The 634-nt window shown below is 53.8% G+C and carries 1 protein-coding gene and 1 pseudogene; one reads left to right on the top strand and one right to left on the bottom strand.

The genetic code is table 11. The features are described 5' to 3' along the window. Positions 1-409: pseudogene (locus BFF42_RS19655) on the top strand (IS1 family transposase); the annotation flags it as partial. Here the strand turns inward: BFF42_RS19655 and BFF42_RS19660 are convergent. Further along, positions 349-634 (bottom strand): integrase core domain-containing protein (locus BFF42_RS19660; protein WP_000318964.1); only part of this gene is annotated, 286 nt, incomplete at its 5' end. The pseudogene BFF42_RS19655 and the gene BFF42_RS19660 sit on opposite strands and share 61 nt — an antisense overlap.

Genomic DNA, 634 nt, shown 5'->3' on the forward strand with positions numbered 1-634 from the left:
GCCTCAACACGGTTTTACGTCACTTAAAAAACTCAGGCCGCAGTCGGTAACCTCGCGCATACAACCGGGCAGTGATGTGATTGTCTGCGCTGAAATGGACGAACAGTGGGGCTACGTCGGTGCTAAATCACGTCAGCGCTGGCTGTTTTACGCGTATGACAGGATACGGAGGACGGTTGTGGCGCACGTCTTCGGTGAACGCACTCTGGCCACACTGGAGCGTCTTCTGAGCCTGCTGTCGGCCTTTGAGGTCGTGGTATGGATGACGGATGGCTGGCCGCTGTATGAATCACGCCTGAAGGGAAAGCTGCACGTTATCAGCAAGCGTTACACTCAGTGGATTTGCCCCTATATTTCCAGACATCTGTTATCACTTAACCCATTACAAGCCCGCTGCCGCAGATATTCCCGTGGCGAGCGATAACCCAGCGCACTATGCGGATGCCATTCGTTATAATGCTCGAACGCCTCTGCAAGGTTCTTTGCTGCCGTTAACCCGTCTGGTTTGGGCATGATACTGATGTAGTCACGCTTTATCGTTTTCACGAAGCTCTCTGCTATTCCGTTACTCTCCGGACTCCGCACCGCCGTGTTCTTCGGTTCAAGTCCCAACATCCGGGCGAACTGGCGTGTT

The organism is Shigella sp. FC1661, from assembly GCF_001712525.1.
In the GTDB taxonomy this organism is placed as follows: domain Bacteria; phylum Pseudomonadota; class Gammaproteobacteria; order Enterobacterales; family Enterobacteriaceae; genus Escherichia; species Escherichia coli.